The 440-nt window shown below is 59.8% G+C and carries 1 rRNA gene; it reads right to left on the reverse strand.

Annotation, left to right across the window (positions count from 1 at the left end):
- A 16S ribosomal RNA gene (locus AADR41_RS42545) occupies positions 1-440 on the reverse strand; the annotation flags it as partial.

A 440-nucleotide genomic window follows, 5' to 3' on the forward strand; every position in this document is an offset into this window, starting at 1 on the left:
GACTACTGGGGTATCTAATCCTGTTTGCTCCCCACGCTGTCGCGCCTCAGCGTCAGCAACGGCCCAGCAGACCGCCTTCGCCACTGATGTTCTTCCCGATCTCTACGCATTCCACCGCTACACCGGGAATTCCATCTGCCTCTACCGTGCTCAAGCCTGACAGTTTAGAAGGCAGCCCTGCGGTTAAGCCGCAGGATTTCACCCCCTACTTACCAGGCCGCCTACGCGCCCTTTACGCCCAGTGATTCCGGACAACGCTCGCACCCTCCGTATTACCGCGGCTGCTGGCACGGAGTTAGCCGGGGCTTCTTCTGCGGGTACCGTCATTATCTTCCCCGCTGAAAGAGCTTTACAACCCTAAGGCCTTCATCGCTCACGCGGCATGGCTGGATCAGGGTTGCCCCCATTGCCCAAGATTCCCCACTGCAGCCTCCCGTAGG

The sequence above is a fragment of the Streptomyces sp. CLV115 genome, from assembly GCF_038448545.1.
Taxonomy (GTDB): domain Bacteria; phylum Actinomycetota; class Actinomycetes; order Streptomycetales; family Streptomycetaceae; genus Streptomyces; species Streptomyces sanglieri.